This window comes from Actinomycetota bacterium (assembly GCA_036280995.1).
Lineage (GTDB): Bacteria > Actinomycetota > CALGFH01 > CALGFH01 > CALGFH01 > CALGFH01.
This window is the reverse complement of the sequence record DASUPQ010000596.1, coordinates 21664-28269: the sequence shown is the minus strand read 5'-3', so window position 1 is coordinate 28269 and position 6606 is coordinate 21664. Positions and strand designations below refer to the sequence as shown.

Here is a 6606-nt window from a genome sequence, read left to right as displayed (position 1 = left end):
TCTCAGGCGCGGCGGGCACGCCGGAACCTCGGCCTCCGGCGCCAGGCCCTCCGGAGGGGGAGCGTAGCCCAGGCGAGAAAGTTGGTCCCGCCGTTGTCCACAGCCCCCCCGGCGACGCCTACAGCCCGCCGGACGACGGCTCCCCAAGGGACGGCTCCCCGGACGACCCGGGGCGGGACCGGTTCGCGCCGGTGCTGGAGTGGGCGGAGGAGGCGCTCGAGTTCCTCGGGCGGCGGCTGCTCGGCGAGTACGAGGTCGACGAGTTCGGCCACGACCCGGACCTGGTCGAGCACGTCCTGGCGCCGCTGCTGCGGCCTCTGTACCGGCATTGGTGGCGGGTGGAGACGCGCGGCCTGGAGCACGTGCCGGACAGCGGCCCGGCCCTGGTCGTCGGCAACCACGCCGGCACCCTGCCCTTCGACGCCCTGATGGTCGCCCTGGCCCTGCTCGACGAGCACCCGGCCCACCGGTCGCTGCGCATGCTCGCCGCCGACCTGGCCTTCGACCTGCCGGTGGTCGCCCCCCTGGCCCGCAAGGCGGGCAACACCCTGGCCTGCGCCGAGGACGCCACCCGGCTGCTGGAGTCGGGCGAGCTGGTCGGCGTCTGGCCCGAGGGCTACAAGGGCCTCGGCAAGCCCTACCGGGAGCGCTACCAGCTCCAGCGCTTCGGCCGGGGCGGGTTCGTCGAGATCGCCCTGCGCACCGGCTCCCCGATCGTGCCCGTGGCCGTGGTCGGCAGCGAGGAGATCTACCCGATGCTGGCCAACCTGCGCCGCGTGGCCCGGCTCCTCGGGTTCCCCTACTTCCCGGTGACGCCGACCTTCCCGGCCCTCGGCCCGCTCGGAGCGATCCCACTGCCATCGAAATGGCTGATCGAGTTCTGCCCCCCGATCGAGACCGCCAATCTCGGGTCCGAGGCGGTGCTGGACCCGATGGTGCTGTTCGACCTGACCGATCAGGTCCGCGACACCATCCAGCAGGCCGTCCACAAGAACCTGCTGGAGCGGGGTGGCGTCTTTGGTTGATCACCGCACACTCTTCCCAAATCGGGGCAATCGGGGTACTACGGTGAGGTGCTCTGCCGCCATCTCCCGGGAGGCCCCATGCGCACGATCGCCAGACGCCCCACGGCCCTGCTCCTGGCCGCCGCCCTGCTCCTGCTCGGCCTGACCCAGATGGCCGGAGCGACCGTCGCCGACGAGCGGGTCGACCGAGGCGGCGAGCGCCGCCTGCCGCTGGTCATCGGCCACCGCGGGGCGAGCGGCTACCGGCCCGAGCACACCCTCGCCTCCTACCGGCTCGCCATCGGCATGGGCGCCGACTACATCGAGCCCGACCTGGTCTCGACCAAGGACGGCGTGCTGGTGACCAGGCACGAGAACGAGATCTCGGGCACGACCGACGTCGCCGACCATCCCGAGTTCGCCGACCGCAGGGCCACCAAGACGATCGACGGGGTCGCCCTCACCGGCTGGTTCACCGAGGACTTCACCCTGGCCGAGCTCCGCACCTTGCGGGCCAAGGAGCGCATCCCCGACCTGCGGCCCGACAACACCGTCTTCGACGGCCTCTACCAGGTGCCGACCCTCCAGGAGGTCATCGACCTGGCCAAGCGGTCCGGGGTCGGGATCTACCCCGAGACCAAGCACCCGACCTACTTCGACTCGATCGGCCTGTCGCTCGAGGAGCCGCTGCTGGCCACCCTGCGGGCCAACGGCTACACCAGCCCCAAGGACAAGGTGTTCATCCAGTCGTTCGAGACCGGCAACCTCAAGGAGCTGAACCGCCGCACCCGGGTGCGGCTGGTTCAGCTGCTCAGCGACGTCGGCGCGCCCTACGACCTGGTCGCCGCCGGCGACCCGCGCACCTACGCCGACCTGTCCACCCCCGAGGGCCTGGCCGAGATCGCCACCTACGCCGACGGCATCGGCCCGAGCAAGAACCAGGTCGTCCCCCGCGACGCGGCCGGGAACCTGCTCGAGCCGACCAGCCTGGTCGACGACGCCCACGAGGCCGGCCTGCTCGTCCACCCCTACACCTTCCGGAACGAGAACAGCTTCCTGCCCCTCGACTTCCGCCAGGGCAACCCGGCCAGCCCCATCTACCTGCGGGCCACCGGCGACGCCCCGGCCGAGTACCGGCTGTTCTTCCGTCTCGGCGTCGACGGCCTGTTCTCCGACAACCCCGACACCGCCGTGGCCAGCCGCCACCGGTTCTTCAGCGGTCGCTGACGCGCCGACCGGCCGGCGCCTAGGTCGGGGCCGGGGCCGACGTCGTGGTCGTCGCCGGGGCGGTCGTGGTCGTCGCGACGGTCGTCGTCGGGGCCCTGGTCGTGGTGGGCCTGGGGGCGCTGGTGGTCTGCGGCGCCGTGGTCGCCGGGCGGGTCGTCGGCGGCGCGGGGGGCGTGGTGGCCCGCGGGGCGGAGGTCGCCGGGACCAGGGCGGGCCGGGTCGAGCTGGTCGTGGTGCTGGGCTCGAGCACCGTCGTGAGCGGGGTCCCGAGGCTGGTCCCCCCGGCCGCGACGGCCACCGTGGTCGAGGTCGGGCTCGGGGCCGGCCCCGGCTCGCCGAACGCCTGCAGGGCGAGCACCAGGACGATCCCGGCCGTGGCGACCCCGGTCGCCACCCACGGCCGCCGGAACAGCGATCCCACGAGGGGCCCTGTGGACAGCCGCGCGCCCCCGTTGCCCGGCCCGGCGACGCTCCCCCCCGGGGGGGCTGCGCCCGGGACCGGGTCGGTGAAGCTCGCCTCCGCGTTGGCAGAGGCCGCGTTGGCAGAGGCCGCGTGGGTGAGGCTCGCCTCCGCGTTGGCAGAGGCCGGGTGGGTGAGGCTCGCCTCCGCGTTGGCTGAGGCCGGGTGGGCTGGTGGCGGCGGCCCGCCCGGTGGGCCGGGCGGGAGCGCCGGGCTCCGGGTCCGGCCAGGGGCCGGGCGTAGTGCGGCGTCGGGCGTTTCGGCGGTCAGGAGGTCCTGGCGGAGGCGGGCGACCAGGTCGGAGGTGGGGGCGGCCACGTAGCCGGGGATGGCCTGGCGGAGCGAGTCGGCCGCGGCCAGGGCGTCGGCGAGAGACGGGTCGGCACCGGCGAGGTCGACCTCCCAGCGGCCGAGGCGGCGTTCGAAGTCGTCGGCGGAGGCCGCGGCTCGGGCCGCGGGGTCGGGGTCGGCGCTGGCTCCGCCGGTCGGCTCCCGGACGGTGAGGCAGGCGGCCAGCTGGAGCTCCAGGACGGCGCGCTGGCTGAGGCCGGAGAGGTGCGCGGTGTGGGCCAGGGAGTGGCCCAGGAGCAGGCGCAGGATCACCACCTCCCGCTCCGGGTCGCCCAGCCGGGCCAGCGCCGCCACGGCGTCGCCGGCCCCGGCCCGGGACCCATCCCCCCCAGCCGGCCCCGCCCCGGCAAAGCCCACCAACCTCGCCACCCTCGCCGACCCCGGCCCGCCGGCCGACCCCGCCGCCCCGGGCGGCCCCCCCGACCCTCGACGTTCGGCCACGGCGTCGCGGGCCAGGGCGGTCAGCCAGGCGCCCAGCTCCCGATCGTGGGCGGTCGGGAGCCAGCCGAGGGCGGTGCGGAACACCTGGGCGGTCAGGTCGGCGGCTTGCTGGCGGTCTCCCGTCCAGGCCAGGAGGTAGCGGTAGACACCCTCGACCTGGCTGTCGTAGAGCTCGGCGAACGCCTCGCGGTCGCCGGCGGCGGCGCGTTCGAGCAGGGGGCGCTGGCCCGCGATCTCGGCGGGCACGTCGCCGTGCCGGCACGGGCAGGCTGCCGTCTGGACGTCCCGAGGACGTTCGGGTCCTGATGCCAAGGGGGGCCTTCAGCGGCTGAGCAGGAGCTGCACCGCGGCCGCGAGGACGATCACGACGAGCAGGGCGGCCACGACAACGGCGGTCCCAGTTCGCATGCGGCTGCGGATTCTACCCGTTCCGCGTGCTCGCGCGAGCACGCGGCCGGGTCGCGCCCTTGGCCAGGTGGGTCCGGGCGATGTCGACGTTCTCGCGGAGGACCTCGAGCAGGGCCGGGCGGTCGTCGGCCCAGGTGCGCACGTCGAGCTCGAGGGTGACGGCGCCGCCGAACCCGCCGGCCCCGACCTCCTGGAGGAACTCGCCGATGGGCAGGACCCCCCGCTCGAGCAGCCCGTGGGTGTCGCGGCCGCGCCCGTCGTTGTTGGAGACGTGCAGGTGCGCCACCCGGTCGGCCAGGTCGTCCCAGGCGGCCAGCAGGTCGCCGCCGACGACGGCCAGGTGGCTGGTGTCCAGCACCAGCGACGGCCAGCGGTCCAGCTCGGAGGGGGCGGTGCCGCTGAAGAAGCGGAGGCTGCGGCCGTTCACGTTGATCGGGAACATGTTCTCGACCGCGACCGTGATCCCGGTCTCCTCACGGATGCGCGGGATGGCCTCGTCCAGCCAGGCGGCGTACTGGGTCTGCCAGCGGTAGGGCGGGTGGATCACGACCGTGGACACCTTGGCCGCCTCGGCGAAGCGCACGCAGCGCTCCAGCTTGCCCTTGGGGTCGGTCCCGAACACCAGCCAGGTGGCGACCAGGAACGGCCCGTGCACGGCCGGGACGGGCACGCCGTAGCGGGCGGCCAGCGCCCCCAGCCGGTGCGGGTCCTGGCTCACCTTGTCCTGCATGATCATCAGCTCGGCGCCGTCGAAGCCGGCCTCGCCGATGAGCTCGAAGGTCTCCTCGAGCGAGAACATGAAGAACGGCCCGGTGGCGGCCAGCACCGGGGGCACCGCGGGGACCGGAGGAACCGGGGGAAGCTGAGCCAACGATCGCTCCTCGTGAACGACAAGCCGGGCGTACTGCGGAAGCGCGCGGCGGATGCTACCAAGCTACTGGAAAGTGCATTGGAGTCGCCTGCGGCGACAGCTGAACCAGATTCCGGCCGCCACGGCCGGGCGGGGCTAGACTGCGGCCATGCACTGGCTGCTCCCCGGTATCGCCGCGGCCGCCTCGGCTGCGTTCGCCGCCGCGGTCCTGCGCCAGTACGCCGCCCGGCGCCGCCCCCACCAGCTCGCCTGGGGCATCGCCCTGTCCATGTTCGCGGTGGCGTCGCTGGCCCTGACCGCCGGGGTGGCGGCCGGCTGGACGCCGCTGTCGTTCAAGGCCTACTACCTGTTCGGGGCGATCCTGAACGTGCCCTGGCTGGCCCTCGGCACCGTCGAGCTGCTGGCCAGCCGGGCCGTGGCCCGGGCCTACCTCGCCGGCCTGGCCGCCTTCACCGTGCTCAGCGTGGTCCTGGTCGCCCTGGCCAGGGTGGCCCCGGCCGACCTGGCCGGGCGGGTCCTGCCCGAGGGCAAGGAGTTCCTGCCGGTGGCCGTCCGGGTCCTGGCCGTGCTCGGCAACACCGTCGGCACCCTGATCGTGGTCGGCGGGGCGGTGGCCAGCGGCCTGGCGCTCCGCTCCCGCCGCGACCTGCGCCCCCGGTTCGAAGGAAATCTCCTCATCGCGCTGGGCGTGCTGCTGGCCGCCGGCGGCGGGGTGTTCGCCTTCTTGGCCTCCAGCGACAAGCTGGCCCTCGGCCTGGCCCTCGGGGCCAGCGTGATGTACCTCGGGTTCCGCCGGGCCTCGGCGCCGGCCCGGCCGGTCCTCCCCACCGGCCGATGATCGAGGTCACCCTCTACACCAGGCTCGGCTGCCACCTGTGCGAGGAGGCGGAGCAGGTCCTGCGCGGCGAGCAGGCGGTCATCCCGTTCCACCTGGAGCTGGTCGACATCGACCGCGACCCCGAGCTGGTCCGCCGCTACGGGGTGCGGGTCCCGGTGGTGGCCGTGGACGGCCGGGACCTGTTCGAGTACGAGGTGCCGGCGGACCTGCTGCGGGCCCACCTGGGCCAGGTTGGCGCCGATTGAGAACACGATCACGAGGGCCTAGACTCGAAGGGAATCAGCGACGGGGGTGGGAGTCCGTGCGAGACCGAATTCCGGAGGCGACCGTCGCCCGCCTGCCCGTCTACCTCCGCTGCCTGGTCGACATGTCGGAGCGGGGGACCCACCGCGTCTCCTCCGACCAGCTCGCCGACGCCGCCGGGGTGAACTCGGCCAAGGTCCGCAAGGACCTGTCCTACCTCGGCTCCTACGGCACCCGGGGCGTCGGCTACGACGTCGAGTACCTCATCTACCAGGTCCGCCGCGAGCTCGGCCTGGAGCAGGACTGGGCGGTGGCGATCGTCGGAGTCGGCAACCTCGGCCACGCCCTGGCAAACTACCGGGGCTTCGCCGAGCGCGGGTTCCGCATCGCCGCCCTGCTGGACGCCGATGGCGCCAAGGTCGGCGAGCAGCTCGGCGAGCTGACCGTCGACCACATCGACGACCTGGACCGCGTGGTGAAGGAGGAGCAGGTGGCGATCGGCATCATCGCCACTCCGGCCCCCGCCGCCCAGGAGGTCTGCGACCGGCTGGTCGCGGCCGGGGTCACCTCGATCCTGAACTTCGCCCCCGCCCACCTCCAGGTGCCGGCCGGGGTCTCGCTGCGCAAGGTCGACCTCTCCACCGAGCTGCAGATCCTCTCCTTCCACGAGCAGCGCCGGGCCGCCGTGGACCTCGTCCGCGAGGTCGCGGCCAGGAACCGGCGCCTCGACGCCGGCCCGGTGCCAGAGGCTCGGGACTAGCCG

General features: G+C 74.0%; 7 protein-coding genes. 5 read left to right on the top strand and 2 right to left on the bottom strand.

The window, feature by feature from the left end; genetic code table 11:
- Window positions 1-191 precede the first annotated feature (191 nt).
- Together VF468_20160 and VF468_20155 are read left to right on the top strand one after the other, a co-directional pair.
- The gene (locus VF468_20160) at window positions 192-1025 is read left to right on the top strand and encodes a lysophospholipid acyltransferase family protein (GenBank protein HEX5880604.1); all 834 of its coding nucleotides are present in this window, start codon (window positions 192-194) and stop codon (window positions 1023-1025) included.
- Window positions 1026-1175: 150 nt separating this feature from the next.
- Entirely contained in the window at window positions 1176-2231 is a 1056-nt protein-coding gene (locus VF468_20155; protein HEX5880603.1) for a glycerophosphodiester phosphodiesterase, read from the top strand.
- A 19-nt stretch (window positions 2232-2250) separates the two neighbouring features.
- On the opposite strand, the gene VF468_20150 is transcribed toward VF468_20155, so the two are convergent.
- Both VF468_20150 and VF468_20145 read right to left on the bottom strand, forming a co-directional pair.
- Window positions 2251-3729 (bottom strand): hypothetical protein, encoded by a 1479-nt coding sequence (locus VF468_20150; protein HEX5880602.1) that lies wholly within the window; start codon window positions 3727-3729, stop codon window positions 2251-2253.
- A gap of 175 nt (window positions 3730-3904) precedes the next feature.
- On the bottom strand, window positions 3905-4762 hold the full coding sequence (locus VF468_20145) for a sugar phosphate isomerase/epimerase (protein HEX5880601.1): 858 nt from the start codon (window positions 4760-4762) through the stop codon (window positions 3905-3907).
- A 148-nt stretch (window positions 4763-4910) separates the two neighbouring features.
- On the opposite strand from VF468_20145, the gene VF468_20140 reads away from it, so the two are divergent.
- From VF468_20140 to VF468_20130, 3 genes are read left to right on the top strand one after another with little or no spacing between them, the layout of a single operon-like run.
- Window positions 4911-5600, top strand: a complete 690-nt coding sequence (locus VF468_20140; GenBank protein HEX5880600.1) for a hypothetical protein — start codon at window positions 4911-4913, stop codon at window positions 5598-5600.
- A complete protein-coding gene (locus tag VF468_20135; GenBank protein HEX5880599.1) occupies window positions 5597-5845 on the top strand; it encodes a glutaredoxin family protein in 249 nt (82 codons plus the stop codon). The genes VF468_20140 and VF468_20135 overlap by 4 nt, the downstream gene beginning before the upstream one ends.
- A complete protein-coding gene (locus tag VF468_20130; GenBank protein HEX5880598.1) occupies window positions 5842-6603 on the top strand; it encodes a redox-sensing transcriptional repressor Rex in 762 nt (253 codons plus the stop codon). Before VF468_20135 ends, VF468_20130 begins: the two co-directional genes overlap by 4 nt.
- Window positions 6604-6606 lie beyond the last annotated feature (3 nt).

What these genes read in the sequence shown, in the direction of transcription:
- VF468_20155 (HEX5880603.1), top strand. Translation starts at nt 1,176, where the DNA reads ATGGCCGGAGCGACCGTCGCCGACGAGCGGGTCGACCGAGGCGGCGAG.
- VF468_20140 (HEX5880600.1), top strand. Translation starts at nt 4,911, where the DNA reads ATGCACTGGCTGCTCCCCGGTATCGCCGCGGCCGCCTCGGCTGCGTTC.
- VF468_20135 (HEX5880599.1), top strand. Translation starts at nt 5,597, where the DNA reads ATGATCGAGGTCACCCTCTACACCAGGCTCGGCTGCCACCTGTGCGAG.